Annotated in this window: 15 protein-coding genes; 9 read left to right on the top strand and 6 right to left on the bottom strand. The window is 56.0% G+C overall.

From position 1 onward, the window contains the following. Positions 1-6: 6 nt before the first annotated feature. A complete protein-coding gene (locus tag IQ265_RS05690; protein ID WP_194051439.1) occupies positions 7-162 on the top strand; it encodes a hypothetical protein in 156 nt (51 codons plus the stop codon). A 589-nt stretch (positions 163-751) separates the two neighbouring features. Continuing rightward, positions 752-1504, top strand: a complete 753-nt coding sequence (locus tag IQ265_RS05685) for a fatty acid desaturase (protein WP_194051437.1) — start codon at positions 752-754, stop codon at positions 1502-1504. 69 nt (positions 1505-1573) lie between these two features. Here IQ265_RS05685 and IQ265_RS05680 read toward each other — a convergent pair whose 3' ends face one another. Next, positions 1574-1852 carry a hypothetical protein gene (locus IQ265_RS05680; protein WP_194051435.1) on the bottom strand — a complete coding sequence of 93 codons (279 nt, stop codon included), beginning with the start codon at positions 1850-1852 and terminating at the stop codon, positions 1574-1576. A gap of 861 nt (positions 1853-2713) precedes the next feature. On the opposite strand from IQ265_RS05680, the gene IQ265_RS05675 reads away from it, so the two are divergent. The 5 genes from IQ265_RS05675 (at position 2714) to IQ265_RS05655 (ending at position 9207) form a co-directional block, all read left to right on the top strand. Beyond that, entirely contained in the window at positions 2714-3499 is a 786-nt protein-coding gene (locus IQ265_RS05675) for a peptidoglycan-binding domain-containing protein (RefSeq protein ID WP_228037612.1), read from the top strand. A 68-nt stretch (positions 3500-3567) separates the two neighbouring features. After that, complete coding sequence (locus IQ265_RS05670; RefSeq protein ID WP_194051433.1) at positions 3568-5112, top strand: hypothetical protein; 1545 nt, start codon at positions 3568-3570, stop codon at positions 5110-5112. A 96-nt stretch (positions 5113-5208) separates the two neighbouring features. Beyond that, entirely contained in the window at positions 5209-7344 is a 2136-nt protein-coding gene (locus IQ265_RS05665; protein ID WP_194051431.1) for a carboxypeptidase-like regulatory domain-containing protein, read from the top strand. Positions 7345-7727: 383 nt separating this feature from the next. Continuing rightward, a complete protein-coding gene (locus IQ265_RS05660; protein ID WP_194051429.1) occupies positions 7728-8321 on the top strand; it encodes a DUF1517 domain-containing protein in 594 nt (197 codons plus the stop codon). 61 nt (positions 8322-8382) lie between these two features. After that, positions 8383-9207 (top strand): hypothetical protein, encoded by an 825-nt coding sequence (locus IQ265_RS05655; RefSeq protein ID WP_228037611.1) that lies wholly within the window; start codon positions 8383-8385, stop codon positions 9205-9207. A 141-nt stretch (positions 9208-9348) separates the two neighbouring features. Here IQ265_RS05655 and IQ265_RS05650 read toward each other — a convergent pair whose 3' ends face one another. The 3 genes from IQ265_RS05650 to IQ265_RS05640 form a co-directional block, all read right to left on the bottom strand. After that, a complete protein-coding gene (locus IQ265_RS05650) occupies positions 9349-9846 on the bottom strand; it encodes a hypothetical protein (protein WP_194051427.1) in 498 nt (165 codons plus the stop codon). Between the two features lie 20 nt (positions 9847-9866). Further along, complete coding sequence (locus IQ265_RS05645) at positions 9867-11174, bottom strand: tetratricopeptide repeat protein (RefSeq protein ID WP_194051425.1); 1308 nt, start codon at positions 11172-11174, stop codon at positions 9867-9869. A gap of 163 nt (positions 11175-11337) precedes the next feature. Next, positions 11338-12495 carry an aminotransferase class V-fold PLP-dependent enzyme gene (locus tag IQ265_RS05640; protein WP_194051423.1) on the bottom strand — a complete coding sequence of 386 codons (1158 nt, stop codon included), beginning with the start codon at positions 12493-12495 and terminating at the stop codon, positions 11338-11340. Positions 12496-12501: 6 nt separating this feature from the next. Between IQ265_RS05640 and IQ265_RS05635 the strand changes: the two genes are divergently transcribed. Next, the gene (locus tag IQ265_RS05635) at positions 12502-13071 is read left to right on the top strand and encodes a hypothetical protein (RefSeq protein ID WP_194051421.1); all 570 of its coding nucleotides are present in this window, start codon (positions 12502-12504) and stop codon (positions 13069-13071) included. A 46-nt stretch (positions 13072-13117) separates the two neighbouring features. On the opposite strand, the gene IQ265_RS05630 is transcribed toward IQ265_RS05635, so the two are convergent. Then, entirely contained in the window at positions 13118-15172 is a 2055-nt protein-coding gene (locus tag IQ265_RS05630; RefSeq protein WP_194051419.1) for a diguanylate cyclase, read from the bottom strand. A 604-nt stretch (positions 15173-15776) separates the two neighbouring features. Here IQ265_RS05630 and IQ265_RS05625 point away from each other — a divergent pair. Next, positions 15777-17225, top strand: a complete 1449-nt coding sequence (locus IQ265_RS05625; RefSeq protein WP_194051417.1) for a Rieske 2Fe-2S domain-containing protein — start codon at positions 15777-15779, stop codon at positions 17223-17225. Between the two features lie 105 nt (positions 17226-17330). On the opposite strand, the gene IQ265_RS05620 is transcribed toward IQ265_RS05625, so the two are convergent. Beyond that, complete coding sequence (locus IQ265_RS05620; RefSeq protein WP_194051415.1) at positions 17331-18107, bottom strand: DUF2993 domain-containing protein; 777 nt, start codon at positions 18105-18107, stop codon at positions 17331-17333. Between the last annotated feature and the right edge of the window lies 1 nt (position 18108).

Below are 18108 nucleotides of genomic sequence, written 5' to 3'. Positions count from 1 at the left end.
GTGCGGGTGCGAATAAAACTCATTCACCAGGGGAATCTGCGGCGCTGGGTTACGTGGGAAGGCGTTGTAGACCGGGTTGAAAATGTTCAGCGGCAGCGGCGCAAACGGGTTGCCGCCGGTAAACAAGCTGGCACTAAACTGGCTCAGATCGACTCCCGCTAGCAGAGTGTGGGCCAGTCTCAAACTCGCCCACCACATTGGTCTGTAGCGACACCCCTTCCCGGTAGTTATCTAACGACACATCGGCCCGCAGCACCTTCTTGCAGGCCAAACACGCATTCTTTCCTCACCTACCCTCCGTTGCCTTATCCGTAGTAGCCAGATTCATTAGATTACAAGCGTTACGGCTAGGCGGATGATTCGCTGTTGTGGCAGAGCACACCAATCTAGAACGGTGTGTTTTCAGGATGAGTACCACGGAAGAAGGAGATTAATGTAATGCCTTCAACGAAACGTTACATTAACTAACGTAGCGTTACTAGCAATAGCTAAGGGAATGTCACCCGTGGGTATTCGTGATCAACTGTCTTTAGAGCAGAAGTTTGAGTTTCAAGCTTTTGAAACTTGGGTTCAACACCTCTCTTAAGCAGATGATTAGCCTCTCCTTATTTAACTGTGAGAGATCATGCTGAACCAGTCACCACTTCCCGTGAACTTCTGAAAGAGGCCTGGGGTTTTAGCAGAGATGTTGATATCGCTTCGGCAGTACTTACAGAAGACTAGCTTGTTCAGATTGGAAACATGATTAGATATGGTCAGTCAATCACCATCACACCCCTTCAAAAGCTTTAGCCAATCTCAGTTGAGTCTGTACTGGGCTGGCTTAATCGGATTGATGTGGCTTGTCAGTTTAGCGGGTACCTTTACCCTATTCGATGCTCAAACTCCCTTGTTTTGTTGGCTCTGGGCAATTCTGGTCAGAACATTTTTACACACTGGTTTATTCATCGTTACCCACGAAGCCATTCACAGAAATATTTCTGGTTTTCATAGGCTGAACGACGCATTCGGTTATGTGACCTCGTGGCTATACGCACTATTACCCTATCAGCTACTGGCTAAGAACCACCGACTCCACCATCGCTTTCCCGCGACCGAACAAGATCCTGACCATCATGATGTAGGTATGGGGGAATTCTGGCTCTGGTACATCCAGTTTATGAAAACTTACCAGACGGGTGGGCAGATTTGGGTGTCGCTAATTGGCATTAGTTTGATTTTCGGTGCCTTGATGGTTTGCGGCATTCCAGCGACTAATCTGATTCTTTTTTGGATTATTCCCATGGTGCTCAGTTCATTACAGTTGTTCACCTTCGGCATCTTCCTTCCCCATCGGCAACGCGACAACGCACCTGAATATGGTCAAGATATTAAAAGCATTCATCTACCAGTTTTCTGGTCGCTTATTGCTTGCTACCATTTTGGGTATCACCGAGAGCATCATCTAAATCCTCATTTACCCTGGTACCAGTTGCCTCAAGCTTATAAAGACGGCAAAGCATGACGTTCCGCCGGATATAGCAACCTCATTGACTAGTGCATGGGACTATTTAGCCCGTCGCTTGCGATTCCCCTAGCCGCCTGGTTTCCTTTCACGGCAATGGAGACCAGCGTGGCTAAGGATTAGCTGATGGCCTTGAATGTGGTGAAGTTTGCCGCTCACGACGCCTTCCCAGTAGTCATACTCCATAGCCATCTCAATAAAGCGTTTGAATGTTTTGGTCTTGATATTGGCCAGGACAGTGTAGCCATCACAATACACTTCGATTCTGGTATTTCCACCAGGAGCAGCAGTGGCTATTGGGATACCGCTAAATTTAACCGTGATGTTGATTTCACCTTTTGCAGGCATGGCCTAAAACACAATAGGGCTTGAATTAATGGCGAACTCAGCAGAATACCGCGATCCGTGCCTCTAGGAAAACCTTATTTCTGAATTTTAATGAAACCGACTGCGCTCCAAAGACTCTATGTAGCCCTTCCCCATTATCGTTCCGAGATGCCTTAAACCCAAATTCACAAAGCCTTGGCGTAGCGCTGCTCACCGTCGGTGAACCACCGAATGTACCGACAAGCTTGCGCTCACTGCCAAGCCTGCTGAGTCCCCATGGAAACAGCAGTTTGTCTTTGTGACTTGCCCTGGGGGAGAGACCAGTAGCGATCGGTGCGTTTGATGAAGTTGATGGTCTAACCTCATGCCTGTGATAACGCTTCACGAGCGGAACTAGGGGGGAGAAAGCTCTCGCTGACACGGATGTAAGCTTCATCCTATTCTAATGTCACCTCTCGTTCCACACTCACGGGAGTGATCGCTTGTCAACCTGATGCGCGAGACGCTCTTCCCACCGCAAAATTGACGCATGAGATTTACCAAAGGTGCGGCTTGTCTCGGCACCAATATTGCTTATTACCCGTTTGGGTAATAGGCGCGACTATTTTCGTCGCCTATGATGAATTCAACTCAAGCAAGACGAGGGTTACCTCCAAGAAACTTTTCCTGAAAAAGCTCTGTTGAGCTGATTTATTCAGGATTTGATTTTGGCTTTGGAGCTGTCTCAGTTCGGTCAAAATAAAAGTTATTTGAAACAAATGCTGTCGAATCGGCTATTTTTTGCCGTAGGTAGACCGTCATTTTCTTCATCTAAGCCGTTGTCAGCCCTTCATTGTTTGACGGTTTTGAATAACTTACTTTGCGTTTAAGGAATGGCGAAAAATGTATACTTTTGAAGGCCAAACTTTGGGTTTGGCACCTTGGATTCAGGACGAAATCGATCTTGATAGCGATATTTCTGTCGGGGCAAGGGGCTTGCTAGCCCGTCGTGTGCAGGAATGGTTAACCCTTCGCGGATATTCCGTTGCCATTGATGGTAATTACGGCCCAATTACAGCAGAACTTGTAGGTCGTTTTCAAGAGGATATGTTCTTGCCTGCCAATGGTCGAGTCAATCAAAAAACCTTCGATCATCTGGTTGAACCCCTAAGGGAAACCCTGCGTCAGCGGTTAACCATATCAACGTCGTTAAACTCAGCGGTACTAGATTACGCTAGAGCTCATTTAGCCCAACACCCCCGCGAAATTGGCGGCCAAAATCGCGGCCCATGGGTGCGAACCTATATGAAGGGCAACGACGGTACCTCCTGGGCCTGGTGTGCCGGGTTTGTCACCTTTGTATTGCAGCAGGCTACAGAATCTTTGCAAGTGGATATGCCCATTAAGGGTTCGTTTTCCTGTGATTCTCTAGCCGCTCAGGCCAAGGCCGCAGGGCTCTTTGTGTCAGAGGCAGAGGCCCGACATCGGGAGATCCCTCCTGGCAGTTTGTTTTTGGTGCGGCGTACCAGCACCGATTGGACTCACGTTGGTATTGTCGAAGAAACTCATGAATTGTTCTTCGACACCATTGAAGGTAACACCAACGATGAAGGGTCACGGGAAGGCTATGAGGTGTGTTCCCAATCCCGTGGATATACCAACAAGGATTTCATTTTGCTATCTCGCTAGAGGCTAAGCCACAGGCGTTTTGTTCATGTTTTTGCCTGAAATTTTTGTAATTACTAAGGACTTTTGTCATGCCTAAGAATGTTGAACCTGAAGTAGTGATGAATTCAGTGCTGGGAAAAATCAGTGATGTGCTGTTAAACGGTGATGGTAAAGCCATTCCTAAAAGTGATGATCACTACTTGGCATTTTGTAGCCCAGGTTATCCCCTGACCCAAGACTTTTTTAACTATGCCCTGGAGGGGTTTGGGGGAGTTGTTCGGCGTGGGGCTGATCCTAACCAGCTTGATCAAGCTGTTGGCCCTGATAAAGCTAACGCCGAAGATGAAGAAGCCCAGGTTGATCCGTCTGCCCTGGCTGCCGATGCCCGCCGTAAATATATGGCCGCAGAAACCTTTTCTGCCCTTTGCGATCTGGTGCCCGACACCAGCGGCATCGTTAACTCTGGGCGCATCAATGTCTGGAACCCGGAAACTCGGATCTCCCATGCCTATGCTATGGCGCTTCAGTTTTCACAGGTTTACAACGTTGAACCCGACGAAGCAACCAAGCAGAAAATTGAGCGCTGGCGATCGCTGTTGCAGGAAACCAAGACCGAAGTTGACCTAGTGACCGACGAACCCGTAGAGGTTACGCGCGAAACAGCGCTGGTGCAGAAGTATCGCGAAAAAATGCTGGCCTACTATGGCGAAGCCCTAGCTTATAACAACCTGCGCATTTCTGCGCTGGCCGGTCAAGACCAGCAGGCCGTGCACCAGTTTGCAATCAATGCCCCCCTCATGCAAATGAAGGTGCGAGCGGCTGAAAATGACTGGATCAGCAACGGCTACCGGGACACCTACGACCGGATTAATGCTGCGATCGCAGCCGTAGAAGGCCGCAGCTTTGCCCTGTTGAAACAGCGTTACAAGGAAGACTTCTTCCGCAGCCTGTTAACCAACCCCTCCTCCGGGGCGAACTTCCTCTATACGGCCCCAGCCCCCGCTGAATTTGCCCGTTCCGACTCCGGGTGGACTGAGTTCTACTTCAACAGCGGGTCTTTTAACAGCAACCACAAGTTCTCCGCTAGCCGCACTAGCGGCGGTGGCGGCCTGAGCATCGGCCCCTTTACCATCGGCGGTGGCGGCAGCGTTGACAAGAAAAAGTGGGAAGGCCAGGTGAACGCCGAAACCTTCAGCCTCAGCTTCAAGATGTGCCGCGCCACCATCTACCGCCCTGCCATCAACCTGGCCTTTGTCAAGAGTGGCTTCTGGCGCTTTGACCAGCAAAACGAAGAGTACAAAAACACCCTGCTCTCCGATGGCAGAACCCCTCCCAACGGGTTAATGCCGGCCATTACCACCGACTGCGTCTTCATCAAAGATCTGTGTATCAACTTTGGCGAATATAACAGCCAATACGAGCGCAGAGCACAGGAAGTCAGCGGTCGAGGCGGATTGTCCTACGGGCCATTCTTCCTGGGCGGTAGCCATAGTAACCGCGAAGGTGAAAGCAACTACAACTACAGCTTCACCCGCGAAGGCATGAAAGTTGAGGGCCTACAGCTCCTCGGCTTCCTGTGCCACACCTTGGATAAGAGCCCAGATCCCAATCCTAAGGTCAAGGATTGGATCTAATCCCACAAAGCAAATGTCGGCGGGTCAAGGACAGGGGAACCCCAATGGTCCTGGGCCTGCCGACCTCACCCATGGAGGCACTACAAGGAGGCTCCTATGTCTACTCAAAAGGCCAGCAAAGCACTGCTCTCTAAGCTGGCAGAGACCGTTATTAAAGAGTTCCGTCGAGACGATCTCTATGTGGCCCAAGTGCCCTTAGGGGTCGTTCTAGGGAAAGAACATTTCCAGGTTTTGCAAAAGCTTGCTGCCGATCGCCTAGATCAGCCTGAGTCGGTAGCCCGTTTAGTCGAAATCTCTCGTCTGGTCGACTGCATTCAGATCAACTCAGAAACGGTAGTTTCCCCAGATGATTCCCCAGGTTTTTTATCGGAGCGTTTCCCACAAATTTTGGCCAACGTTCAATTTGTTAGACCCCCTCTAGGCGAGGCCGAACAACGCCGTTACGATCAGGCCCAGGCGTTGCTTTATGAGGAGCCGCAAATCATTAAGCGACCCGACTACCAGGAATTTTGCCTACTACGGGCTGATCTTGAAAAAAAAGAAGTCGCCTTGATGGCTATGCGCCTGAACCATCAAAGGGCCCAAAGCATTCAAGAGCAAACGGTTTTGGCAGGGGAACTCAGCGCCCTGGAGAGCCTGGTTAAAGAGCAGCGCGAGGCCCTAGAGGCGATTGATCGAGTTCACAACTTCCGATCGGCGGAAGGCATTATTGACGCAGCGGAGCGAGACATTGACAGCATTCCCCTGGCTGTGCGCGACATGGTGGCTGCTATCCCCTTGATGCGAATTGCCGACCCAATTTCCCATGCTACCCATGTTGGTTGCCACTTTTCGCCATCTCATCTGTCGGAAGACAACTGGATTCCCCTCAAACTGACCCGTGAAGACATCGCCCAGTGGCAGAGCAATGGCACCTCCTCCCCCGGCGGAGCAGCGGGGCTTGACGACAGTGAAATTGAGTCCATCACCCTAGAAGTGCAAACCGTCACCTGCTCCCGTCCCTGGCTGTGGCCTGCCCTGTTTGAGCACCAAAACTGGAAATGGCGTAACCCCTCACGGCCCGTTTCGGACGGTGTCTTAAACGGTAATACCGAAAAGTTGATTCCTGGCTACGTTTTTGGTCTGGTGCTTGCCCGCAACGTGGTTGTTAAAGGAGTGCCAACTTCGCAAAAGCACTTTGCCCAGGCCCAGGCCGCAACTGCCAAAGTCGCAACGGTTCAGGCTGCAACGGTGGATAGCTCCGATTTGCTCACCTATGCCATTACCCCCAACGAAATCTTGGCAGCTCAAGTTATGCAGGTCAATTCCCTACAGGTGAACTCGGCTTTGTTAGAACACAAAACAACTTCCGCCTACAATTTGCGGGTCAAATCGGCAGTCGCATCGGGGCAGGTCGCTCCACTGATTAGCAGCCATTCTATTCAGCCAGCCCTTGCCCAAGCATCTCAATTCAAAGTGGCCAAAGCCATCCAGTCTTCGCCTTCCCAAATGGATCTTTCAAAAAACGCTCAGCTGCAAGTAGCCGATGCAGCGAAGTTGAGGCCTGTAGACATCCAGCCAACAGGTCAACTAAATAGTAAGTTGTTTCCTCAGCAGTTCAGGCATCGGATTGATTTACTTCAGCGCGAAGCTCTGATGATGCCAGCTCGAGGGCAGGTAGTTGATCCTCAAGGTCGAGGGTTATACCAGGCTATGGTGACGATACAGACACCACACGGTACACGGTTTGTGCATACAGGTCAGAATGGCGATTTCACGGCTCGGCTCCCCCAGGGACGCTACGCCGTCAAGGTTGATAAACCAGGTTTCATCACGGCCAGCGGATTTGTTACCGTTCCTCAGACTACAAACCCGCCCGTCATTACTATGGTCCCTGAAGCCACCGGGCAACTAAAGATTTGCCTACTGGAACAGGTTGCTGGCAAAACTTATCCCTTTACAGGGGCAGCTAAGGTGATGATCGAAGGGAAACATTCTCAGCAGGTTGAGGTTTTGAACAATCGCTCAGAAACGATTGTGTCTCTCAGTCCTGGTCGGTATCAGATCATGCTATCGAGCGAAACTGCTGAGAAAATTATCCCGGCTACTCAAACGGTGGAGATTGCGTCCCAGGCTAACTCCAGTGAAACTAGGGTAGAGTTCACCCTTTATCCTGCTCCGCAAATCAGCAACCCAGAAGTTCAGCTTTTGGGCTTTATCTGTAAACGGGTTCCAGCCTGCCCAACTAAATGAACTGAAGGGGTGTTGGGAGGCGAATTCACGTCCTACTCGCCTCCCTGAGGGTATTTGTCAAAAAGGGTTAGTTTGCCCTGATGCTGCCTGTTATCAAGAAAACTCCTCTAAAAAAGCTGTAACCCTTATTAGCATAGCTATCGTCCGAGCGGTTAGGACATGACTGTCCCCTGAAGCGATGGCTATACGCCATGGCGTTGTCCTAGTTTTTGCCACTGGAAGAGGCCGATGTCCTAAGCGCGATGGCCATCGCTACTCCCCTTGAGTTATCGGTCTGCCCACGATAGCAATCGCCCCATCAATCAGCCTTTAGGTCAAGACAGCCGTGAACTTGGCTCTCTACAATGAAGCTTGTACGCTTCTCTTGATCAAAGTAAATTGCTATGGGTTTGCGCGATCGCTTCAACCAGCTTAGTGGACAGACCCGCTTTGTTGTATGTCGCATTTTTGTGCATCTTTCTGGCCGAGAAGTAGCACCACTCCTGGGTGTGCTCAATCAAGCGGCACGTAAAGCGATCGATTCAGAAGGTGACATGCAGGTGTTGGGCGAGCAACTCGTGCGGGTTTGTGAAAGCTTGCTGGAGTATGAAACTTTTTGGCAGTCGGCAGCTAACGAAGGAGATGTTGTTTGGGATGAGGGCGAAGCCGGGGATTACGTCAGCGAACTATTTACTGACTCAGCTGGGCGTTACGGTAGTGCGGTAGACGTTGACTCAAATAACAGTGAAAATTTTGCTATTCCCATGACACAAAATGTGGTTGTCATGATCGCAGTTGCCTGTGAAGGCGAAGTATCTGAATTGGAAACCAATTTGGCCGACATCACTGCATTAAGAGCTGGCTTGAAAGCGCTAATTGATCTGAACTACAGGGGAACTTTAAGGGCGATTCAGATACATTTTTCTCCTGCTCAATTGGGAGACGAACTCACATCGGATCAGCTAATTGAAAATTTTCCTGAACTTATTCCGCTCTAGTCTTTAAATTCATCACGCTTAACCTTTGACTACAATGATACGCAAACTTTCTGCTTCTTTAATGGCATTGGCTCTGGTGTGGTCGTCGGTTGCCTGCACTAGCCTAGAAGATTACTCCACTTCGCAACCAGCACCGCAACTGCCGCAAGAAACAACTGCCCCTGCTGCTGCTAGCTCCATTGCAGACGGAGCTTATTCTGTGCAGCAGGCTACCTACGACGACAGTTCGGGTGAATACAGCTTAATGTTGCTCAACACTGAGCCTGGGCAGTCGATGTTTCGCAGCGCCAATTTGCCGTTGGCTCGTCTAACAGACGAAGAAATCTCTGCGGGCAAATCGAGTGAACTGCGCGTTGAAAACGGACAACCAGCGCTGTATCTAACACCCGATTTTCGAATTGAATATGTTCACAACGTAACTGCAACGCAAGTCGATCCACAGACTGGGCAGGAAGAAGTTGTCATTATTCGTCAAGAACCCAGCTTCTGGACACCGTTTGCGGGAGCGCTAGCGGGTCAGGCGGTCGGCAGCTTACTTTTCCGTCCGCATTACTACATGCCGCCGTTGTATCGGCCGGGTGTAGCCCTAGTTGGCCACGGCGGCTATGGACGCAGCTATGGCGAAGCCGTTTCGCGCTATCAGTCACGCTACCAAGCGCCTCCGGCTGAATATCGGAACCGTCAGTTTCGAGCGAGCGGCAGGCTCCGCTCGACCGGCGGCACTGCCTCGCGTGTTAACACCAATAGACCTTCAGGCAACGGCGTTGGCAATAGCAATCTGCGACGCAACAATCGACGGAATGAGCGGGCTCGGCCTTCAGGGGGTAGTTTTGGCAGTTCACGCCGCTCGGCCCCACGTCGTAGCTCTGGCCGCAGACGGCGGTAATATTTTCTATTAAGTCCGAGTTTCAAAGACCCGGCTCAAAACAGGTGTCCCGTAGGAGCAAACGGCTGTTTGCCCTTACCTAATTGGGTTAAGTAACCAGGACTTAGGATTAATTCTCTTTTTCATTCGGCCAGGCCGTTCTCAACGGGGAGGAGTTAAGGTCGTGGAAGGGAGTCTTTTTTTGACGGCAGCGGCACAGGTGCCTGCGATCGCGCCCCAGACCACAGTTGCTACCAGGCTGAGGGCAATGGCTTGCTTGTCAGTTGAGTAGTCGGTAACGCCACCGCCGCTCAGTCTAATCATGCCGTTGAGCGGCACCACAAACAGCGCCAGATAGAGCAGACCAATCGTGCCGCCGCCCAGGGCCGCGCCCCTAGCCAATCGTCGTGTTGTGCCGCCCAGGGCACCGCCGAGCCCCCCCAGCCCGGCGGATAGGCCAAAAAATCGCCAGGCTGGATCAGACGTCAATAGGGTAGGCAAACTAACGCCCGCGTGATTCCGAAAAAACGGCCCGCCCCAGTTGAACACGTAGTAGAAAAAGAGCACCGTAATTAAATATTGGCCTGTGCCACCCACTAAGGCCCCAACCACGCTGCCCAACCAGGGGCGTTTGCTGCCTGCTGAACCCTGTTTGCTCATAGTGTTTGCGGCATGGCTATCTAGAGCGGGCGCGATCGCTCTGATTTGCGGCTGTCCCACGACAGGTTAAGGGCTTTGCGAAAGTCATCCATCGCGGCATTGGCCCCGTGACCTAGGCGGATGCTGGTGTGGCCGCGACCAATGTAGGCCTCGGCCAGGGTGGGGCTGAGTTCAATGGCGCGGTTAAAGTCTTCGAGGGCAATGTCCCACTCGTCGAGAAAGTAGAGGGCATAGCCGCGATCGCAGTGGGCCAGAGCATCGCCGGGGTTGAGTTCCAGGGCGTGGTCAAAGTCGGCGATCGCAGCCGGGTAGTCTTCCTGACGGCTATACACGCGGCCTCGATTGGCCCAGATGCGGCCGCTGTGGGGGTTAAAGCGCAGCGCCAGGGTGTAGTCGGCGATCGCCCCCTCCATGTCGCCCACCTGGGCGCGCAGTAATCCCCGGCTGTCGTACAGGTCGGCCAGCCGAAAGCGCAGGTTTAGGGGCGTGTCTTCGCTCAGGGTGGCATCGGGGCTGTCGAGGGCCAGGCCCACCAGGGTTTGGTTGTAGGAGCGGTCTTGCAGGTCGGGGTTCAGCTCAAGCACCGTGGTGTAGTCATCGATCGCCCCCTGAAAGTCGCCCAGCTCGTGGCGCAGCATGCCCCGGTTGACGTAGGCCTCCACGTAGTCGACCTGGCACTCCAGGGCGCGGTTGATGTCGAGGGTGGCCTGGTAATAGTTGCGCAGCTGAAAGTAGGCCACCGCCCGGTAGTTGTAGGCCTCGGCGTGGTGGGGCTGGCTGTGCAGCAGCCGGGTAAAGTCGGCGATCGCAAACTGGTAAGCCTCTCGCCGGGGTTCGGCCAGGGCCGCGATGGCCCCCTGCTTGAGGTAGGCCAGCCCCCGCCACAGTAAAATTTTGGCAAATTTGGGCTGCTCGGCCAGCACGACGGCAAAGTCGGCGATCGCCCCGCCGTAGTCTTCTAGATCGAGCTTGATTCGGCCTCGGTTGCCGTAGCCTTTGATTGAGCCGGGCCGCAGCGCGATAGCTCGGTCTAAGTCGCCCAGGGCCTCGCTCAGCTGCCCCACCAGGCGGTAGACGCTGCCCCGATTGATGTAGGCATTGGCAAAGGTGGGCTCTAGGCACAGGGCGGTCGAAAAATCGTCAATGGCGGCGGCATGACTGCCGCGATCGCGGTGGGCGCAGCCCCGGTTGTAGAAGGCTTTGGCGCAAGTGGCATCGAGCGCTATGGCTGCAGAAAAGTGGGCGATCGCCGCCTCAAAGTAGCCCAGCCGGGCCTGCTCAATGCCGGCTTTGAGAAGATCGCCGAGCTGACGGTTTGGGGTTGTCATAAGCCTGTCGGGGAACTAGACACTCTGTTGCGCCCTTTGGCGTCACGCCCTAAGGCGTGTGAAACGGTGTGTGAATTAAACTCGGGCACTGCTTAGCTGCTGTAGATGCCCCTGACCCCAAAGCTAATTTTCATTATGCCTTATCGCGCTCGCCTTCGTATGGCTAAACGGCTGACTGACGTAGGGCCTGCACTGTCGCAATCACCGCAGCAACTACCTGGTCGATCTCATCGACGGTGGTGAAGCGGCCCAAACCAAAGCGCAGTGAGGCGTAGGCCAGGGCATCTGCTCGGCCCAGGGCCTTGAGCACGGGGGAAGGGGCGGTGCTGGCGGTGCTACAGGCAGCACCCGACGACAGCGCCACGGTACCCCGCAGCCCCAGCAGCAGCGCCTGCCCATCCACCCCCTCAAAACTGACGTTGAGGTTGTTGGGCAACCGCTGGGTAGGGTGGCCGTTGAGGTGCAGACCCCCCAAGGGTTGCAGCCCCTGCCAGAGGTGCTGCCGCAGCGCGATCAGGCGATCGCGCTCGGCCTCCAGCTCCTCCAACCCCAGCTCCACCGCCTTGGCAAAGCCGACAATTTGCGGCGGATACAGCGTGCCTGAGCGCAGCCCCCGCTCGTGGCCGCCGCCGTGGAGCTGGGCCGCCAGGGGAACGCGGGGTCGCCGCCGCACGTAGAGCGCCCCAATGCCCTTGGGGCCGTAGATTTTGTGGGCCGTCAGCGATACCAGATCCAGCTGCATGGCCTGCACGTCGAGGGGAACTTTGCCGATTGCCTGGGCCGCATCGCTATGGAAGAAAACCCTGCGATCGCGACAGCGCGCCCCAATCTCGGCCAGGGGCTGTAGCACCCCAATCTCGTTGTTGGCCGCCATCACCGACACCAGCACCGTGTCGTCGCGAAAGGCTTTATCCAGAGCGTCGAGATCGATCAGACCGTTGGGCTGCACGGGTAGGTAGGTGACCTCAAAGCCCAGTGATTCTAAGTACCGGCAGGGGTCGAGCACGGCGCTGTGCTCAGTCTGCACCGTAATCATGTGGCGGCCTCGGCTAAAGCAGGCCTCGGCGATGCCCTTGATCGCCAGATTGTTGGCCTCGGTGGCCCCGCTGGTAAAGACGATTTCCTCGGGCGTGGCGTTGAGGGCAGCGGCCAGGGTTTGGCGCGATCGCGCCACCGCCGCTTCTGCCTCCCAGCCGTAGGCGTGGGTAAGGCTGGCCGGGTTGCCAAACTGCTCGGTAAAAAACGGCAGCATCGCCTCCAGCACCCGAGGGTCGACCGGCGTAGTGGCGTGGCAGTCTAGATAAATTGGGCGGTGTACCATAGCCCCATGAATACTCCCAGTCACCTGATTCTCAATCTGGCCCTGCTGCGTCGCCCGGTTGCTCCGGTGATGACCTGGCCCATTCTGATCGGCGCGTTGATTCCTGACGCGGCCATGTTTGTATTCTACGCCTGGGCTCGGTGGCAGGGCCTGCCCGAGTCAACGATTTGGAGCACTGCCTACTACAGCCAGCCCTGGCAAGATATTTTTGCTGTCGGCAACTCGATGCCGCTGGGGCTGCTGGCGATCGCCCTGGGCTACTACCTTAAGCGGTACTGGCTGGGGTTTGTGGGAGCCAGCATGGTGCTGCACCACCTGGCCGATCTGCCCCTGCACCACGACGACGCCCATCGGCACTTTTGGCCCCTCAGCTCCGTGCGTTTTATCAGCCCCGTCTCCTACTGGGATGTGGACCACTTGGGGCGACTGGGCGCGACCCTGGAGCTGGTGCTGGTGCTGGTAGCCACCGTCTACCTGCTGCCCCGCCTCAGCACCCGGTTCAGTCAGGCCCTGCTGGCCGCAGCGGCGGTGCTGCTGACTGGGGCCTACCTGCTGTTGGTCAGGCCCCAGGGTTAGTGGTCTGCCCTTGCGATCGGCGGCGATCGCCTTTTCTCGCGCAGCATCAGCCCTGTCCCTGAAACACCTGGTACTGGTTGCGGCCAGCATCTTTGGCCGCGTAGAGAGCCTGGTCTGCGGCGGCCAAAATGCTCTCCGCCGGGCTGCCGGGGGTCGGCACCAGCGTGGCAATGCCAAAGCTGAGCGTAATCGTCGTGCTGCTGGGGCTGGCACCGTGGGGCAGGCTCAGAATTTGCAGGTGGTGACGCACCATCTGCACCACTCGAATCGCGCCAGCGGTGTCGGTGTCGGGCAGCACCAGGGCAAACTCTTCACCGCCGTAGCGCGCTGCTAAATCGGCCGGGCGACGAACGCCGTGGTCAATGGCGCTGGCAATGTCAATCAGGCACTGGTCGCCAGCGGCGTGGCCGTAGGTGTCGTTGTAGGGTTTGAAAAAATCGACATCGGCCAGCACCACGCTGAGGGGTTTGCGCTCCCGAGCCAGCCGCTGCCACTCCTGGCTCAGGTACTCGTCGAGCCAGCGACGGTTGGCCAGCTGGGTCAGGCTGTCGACCTTGGCAATGCGATCGAGCTCCCGGTTGGCGGCCTGCAGCTGCCGGTATAGCTCGGCCTGGTGCAGCGCGGTGGTGAGCTGGTCAGCAAAATGCTGCAGCATGTTGGCCTCAAAGGGCTGCCACTGCCGATTTTCGCCGCAGGCGTGCACCACCAAAATGCCCCACACCGGCTGGCGATCGCCCCCAAAGGGATGGGCAATGGGGGCAATCATGGCCGACCTGACCATAATGCTGTTGAGAAAGGCCAGAATTTCGGACGACCACAGCGCCGTATCCACATCGTTGACAATGTAGGGCTGGCCGGTGCGCAGTCGTTTCAGGTAGTCGGGCGACAGCGGCCCGGCCGGAATCATGGCGTCGGTAATAGTGACGTAGTTGGGGTGGGTGGCTTGCTGGGCAATGCGCCGGTTACCGTCGGCCAAAATTTCAAAAATCACCGCGCGGTCGGCATTAAACACAGCCTTAATACCGGCTACCGCAGCGCTGAGAATGGTCTTAAAGTCTAGGGTTTCGCGCATGCGGGCGGTCAGCATACGCAGCAGCTGCTCTTGCCCTACCCGGCGGCTCAGGGTGGCCTCGGTAGCCCTCAGATGAGCCTGTAGCTCTCGGTGTTCGGTGCAGTCTTCGGCCCAGCCCACCATGTAGCGAGGCTGGGCCTGATCATCTTCGACCACCCGCACGTGGGCCTTAATCCAGCGCACCTCGCCGCTGGGGCGCACGATCCGATACTCCCGCCGCACCGAGTTGCCTTCAAACTGCCGTCCGACCGAGGCCTGCACCTGGGGCAAGTCGTCGGGGTGAATCTGGCGCAGCCAGAGATTGGGATCGTCGTAAAGGGCGGCTGAGGGCTGCTCCCAGATCTGCTCAAAGGCGGCGTTGACGTACAAAAACTGCTTCGACACCGCATCGCGAATAAACAGGAGCTGATCGACGTGGTCGGTAAAGAGCTGAAACAACTGCTCGGTTTGCTCTCGGTCTGGGCGAGTTTGCCGCTGCTGGGCCAGCTGCTGCTCTAACTCATTCTGATAAACGGTTTGGCCAACCTGGCGCGCCACGTGCCTGAGCAAATCATGGCTCGACTGATGCCAGTTGCAGGGACCACCGCAGCAGTGAACAATCAGCAGCGCCCACAGCTGGGGGCCAGCAAAGATCGGCACCGCCAGTTTGGCCTGCACCTGCAGACTGGTGAGCAAATCGACATAGCAGGGTTCGAGATTGTTGTGCTGCACATCGGTAACGATGCCAATGTGGCCCTGGCGGTAGCGTTCGCCCCAGCCGTTTTCGAAGCAGGGATCGTAGATCAGCTCTCCTCGCAGGGGCAGCCAGGCCGCCCCAACCGATTCGGCGGCAATGATGCCATCGCGGTTGGGCAAAAACTGATAGACCACGACCCGGTCGGTGTCGAGCAGCTGCCGCAGGGTGTCTACTACCTGCTGTAAAAAAAGGTCTAGGTCGTAGGCTAAAGCGGCTGCATCACAGACAGCCGCTACCGCCGACAAAATTGTTGCTTCACTAATGGCCGGTTGGGGTGGAAGGTTGCGCGTCATTCTTCGGACACAGCGAGAGGTAAATGATCAACACCCAGATACCTGACGGACCTGCTGCAATTGAGGGTGAAACCAGAGGCCAGCCAGCTGCGTAGCAGACCTATGGCTCTAGATTCTGACGGAACCTTAGTATAGAGCTGCCGCGCCTAACGCCTCGGCTCTAAGCCCTGCCGAGGTTTGTTCACGCTAGCTCACAAGACCGACCATGAGTACCCCTTTAGTCTGCTTTACACTACCCCAAAAACCGAGGCAACCTGGAGCTAATCTGCCACTAATCAGAATATTTGGCTCTAAACTAGCGCTTTTCACCCCAAAAAGCTTGAGTAGGGCTACTGAGTTCTTAAACGGAGTCGTAACTGATGCCGGACAAGATTAACCTGGCGCTGGGTAACCGCAATGGCTTCTCAGCTGGCCTCGTGCTTTTACACAGCTACGCTTTTGCTGAGTGTACTCTGGTTGCCCTCACTACAGCTGTGCTCACCACCGCCAGGGGCTACCCTCCCACGATAGGTGAGGTTTTCCTGTATCTAAAACCACCTGGCTGACCTGCTGCCCGGCGGGAAAATATTGCAGAATGTAAAGGAATGACCGTCAGGTATTAGCCATGACTACCGTTGCGATCGCTCCTCAGTCTGCGGGCTCTGCCGCCCCTCTCCCCGCGGGTGGCCCCGACCCCGCCCGGTTTGACTGRGCCGAGGCCTGGTATCCCGTCGCCTACCTAGACGATTTGGACCCGGCAACCCCCACCCGGTTTACGCTGCTAGATCGGGGCATTGTGATCTGGTGGGACGCCAGAGGCCAGACCTGGTGCGTGTTTGAAGACAAGTGCCCACACCGCCTCGCCCCCCTGTCGGAGGGGCGCATCAACGAGGATGGCGAGCTAGAGTGCCCCTACCACGGCTGGGCCTTTGCGGGCGATGGCACCTGTACCTATATTCCCCAGCAGCCGCCCCAGGAGCAAAATGGCCAGGGCAATCGGTCGTCGCGGGCCTGTGTGAAGTCGATGCCGACCGCGATCGCCCAGGGGCTGCTGTTTGTCTACCCCGGCCAGGCCGAACACGCGCCCCAGGTGGAGGTGCCCATCGTTGGGCCTGTGGATGAAGACCCCGATGGCTGGGTGGTGCTCAACACCTTTCGCGACCTGCCCTACGACGCCCTCACCCTGCTCGAAAACGTGCTGGATGCCAGCCACATTCCCTACACCCACCACAAAACCGTAGGCAAGCGTGAAAATGCCGCCCCTATGGTGATGGACGTGGTGGAATCGGGTAAGCAGGGCTTTCGCGGTCTGTGGCCCGAAGGCCCCCGCAAGGGCAACCTGGGCACCCAGTACACGACCTTCATTGCCCCGGCGCTGATGTACCACGACCTCACCTCAAAGCAGTTTGGTCGCACCATGACCGTGGTCTACGCCACCCCCATGCGCAAGGGCGAGTGTCGGCTGTTTGCCCGCTTTCCGTTTAAGTTTTCGTCTAAAATTCCTGCTACCGTGATTGGCCTCACGCCCCGTTGGTATAGCCACATCGGCAACAACGCCGTGCTCGAAGACGACCAAATTTTTCTGCACCTGCAGGAGCGTGAGCTAGAGAAGGCCGTTGGCCACGCCTCTCCCGAGGAGAATCGCCCCTACGCTCAGGCCTGCTATCTGCCCACCCAGGCCGATCGCTACGTGCTGGCCTTTCGCAACTGGGTCAGCGACTTTGGGGCCGATCCCTTCCCCGGTCAGCGTTTAGAGCGTGAGTTGACCAAAGAAGTCTTGCTCGATCGCTACCAGTCTCACACCCAGCACTGCCACAGCTGTCGCACTGCTCTGTCCCGCATAAAAACACTGCGCTGGGGGCTTTTGGGGGTGAGCGCGGTAGGTTGGTCGCTGCTGCCGCTTGCCGCCAGCAGCTTCACGGGCACCACGGCCGTGCTGCTGTCTCTGTTGCCCCTGAGTACCGCTGCCGCCTGGGCCGGTTTGGGCCGTTTAGAACGCCGCTTTTACGAAGGTCGAGCGGTGCCGCCCCGCAACCTGCCGGAGAAAAAGGCTAGGGCTAAGGCTGCGGGCTAGGTGATGGTTGGGGATACTACAGGCGTTACCCAAGCCAAATCTAACTTGAAAGATCAAGGCTGTGGTGGGCATTGCTCACCCTACGGTTAGATCTATCAACCGAGACTAATCAGCCGGAATTACTCGCACCATGCCCACCAGGTCAATGCCGGTGGGGGTGACGGCGAGCTGGCGAATGTCTACCTCTGACCCCAGGTCAAATTCAATCTCGTCGAGCGCGATTGGCGAGGCCGGTGCGCCGGTTGTGGGTAGCACCGTCGCCACGGGCTGACGCAGACACAGCCAGCGCCCTGCTCGCATGGCCAGCCCCATCGTGAGCTCCAGGGCATCGCCGCTGGAGGGTTCTGGGGGCCAGCACAGGGTCAGGCGATCGGTGGCCAGGGCAATGTCGAGTGCTGGCGACGCTTCACCTTCGCCGAGCCAGCGATTGAGAGGGACGCGCTGCTGAGTCTCTGCCCCCGCCAGGAGCTGCCTCAGCACATCGCGCAACCCCTGACCCAGCAGAGATGACTGTAGCGATGCCCGCAGATCGTCGGCCAGCACCGTTACCTGCCCGTCTACCGGAAAGGGTTGCAGCAGCCGCAGCGCCTTGCCGCGCAGCACCTGAGGCAGGTTGACGCGAATGTCGGCGGCGCTGACCGATACCTGGCTAACGTGCAGCCCCTGATACACCGCCTGGTGAGCCGCCAACCTTACCTTCGGCAGGTAGCCCCCCAAAATTTGCCGATCTTTACCATCGATCGCAAACTCCAGCCCCTCAATGTGGTCGAGCTGACTGTGCAGCCACAGACGAATGGCGGGCGGCAGCAGACGGCTAATGATGCGGCTGCCTTTGGCGGTCGAGACATCGGAATCGGGCGTAGCAGCAGGATCAGAGGACATG

Source organism: Nodosilinea sp. LEGE 06152 (assembly GCF_015207525.1).
In the GTDB taxonomy this organism is placed as follows: domain Bacteria; phylum Cyanobacteriota; class Cyanobacteriia; order Phormidesmidales; family Phormidesmidaceae; genus Nodosilinea.
Note: the sequence above shows the minus strand (reverse complement) of the source record. Positions and strands in the feature narration are given on the sequence as shown.

Excerpts from the sequence above, each read along its gene's own strand:
- IQ265_RS05645 (WP_194051425.1), bottom strand. The coding sequence starts at position 11,174 with ATGACAACCCCAAACCGTCAGCTCGGCGATCTTCTCAAAGCCGGCATT.
- IQ265_RS05620 (WP_194051415.1), bottom strand. The coding sequence starts at position 18,107 with ATGTCCTCTGATCCTGCTGCTACGCCCGATTCCGATGTCTCGACCGCC.
- IQ265_RS05635 (WP_194051421.1), top strand. The coding sequence starts at position 12,502 with ATGAATACTCCCAGTCACCTGATTCTCAATCTGGCCCTGCTGCGTCGC.
- IQ265_RS05665 (WP_194051431.1), top strand. The coding sequence starts at position 5,209 with ATGTCTACTCAAAAGGCCAGCAAAGCACTGCTCTCTAAGCTGGCAGAG.
- IQ265_RS05655 (WP_228037611.1), top strand. The coding sequence starts at position 8,383 with ATGGCATTGGCTCTGGTGTGGTCGTCGGTTGCCTGCACTAGCCTAGAA.
- IQ265_RS05630 (WP_194051419.1), bottom strand. The coding sequence starts at position 15,172 with ATGACGCGCAACCTTCCACCCCAACCGGCCATTAGTGAAGCAACAATT.
- IQ265_RS05685 (WP_194051437.1), top strand. The coding sequence starts at position 752 with ATGGTCAGTCAATCACCATCACACCCCTTCAAAAGCTTTAGCCAATCT.
- IQ265_RS05670 (WP_194051433.1), top strand. The coding sequence starts at position 3,568 with ATGCCTAAGAATGTTGAACCTGAAGTAGTGATGAATTCAGTGCTGGGA.
- IQ265_RS05680 (WP_194051435.1), bottom strand. The coding sequence starts at position 1,852 with ATGCCTGCAAAAGGTGAAATCAACATCACGGTTAAATTTAGCGGTATC.
- IQ265_RS05675 (WP_228037612.1), top strand. The coding sequence starts at position 2,714 with ATGTATACTTTTGAAGGCCAAACTTTGGGTTTGGCACCTTGGATTCAG.
- IQ265_RS05640 (WP_194051423.1), bottom strand. The coding sequence starts at position 12,495 with ATGGTACACCGCCCAATTTATCTAGACTGCCACGCCACTACGCCGGTC.
- IQ265_RS05650 (WP_194051427.1), bottom strand. The coding sequence starts at position 9,846 with ATGAGCAAACAGGGTTCAGCAGGCAGCAAACGCCCCTGGTTGGGCAGC.
- IQ265_RS05660 (WP_194051429.1), top strand. The coding sequence starts at position 7,728 with ATGGGTTTGCGCGATCGCTTCAACCAGCTTAGTGGACAGACCCGCTTT.